Genomic DNA, 466 nt, shown 5'->3' on the forward strand with positions numbered 1-466 from the left:
CGTGTCGCCCGTGACCAGCCCCGCCCACACCAGGTCCCACAGCGCCGCCACGACTTCGGCGTCGCTCGGGGCCTTCTCCACCAGCACGGTCGCGCGGTCCACCAGCTGCCGGAAGAACAGCGCGCCACCCTCCAAAGTGGACAGAAGAGCGTCGTGCAGCGGCCCGGTCGGGATGTCCTCGACGACTTCGGGCAGCAGCAGGTCGGCGACGTCCGTGGGGGCGAGGGCGATCCAGCCGTCCCCGCCGGACAGCGCGCCGCAGCCCGCCCAGGTGACCTCGCCCGCCGTCGTCAGCTCGTCCAGCAGCGCGGGGGAGTAGCCCGGCAGCCGCCCGGGCAGGATCAGCGACTCGACCGCGCTCGCCGGCAACGGCGCCCCGGCGAGCTGCTCGACCACCGACAGCACGTCGTCCGCCGTCGGGGCCGCCCGGACGCGTCCGCCGAACCCGTGCCACGCCGGCAGGAAC

General features: G+C 75.1%; 1 pseudogene. It reads right to left on the minus strand.

What is annotated here, in order from left to right:
• Window positions 1-466, minus strand: a pseudogene (locus tag G3I65_RS53340) (DEAD/DEAH box helicase); the annotation flags it as partial.

It is taken from the genome of Amycolatopsis sp. SID8362 (genome assembly GCF_010550475.1).
Taxonomy (GTDB): Bacteria; Actinomycetota; Actinomycetes; order Mycobacteriales; family Pseudonocardiaceae; genus Amycolatopsis; species Amycolatopsis eburnea.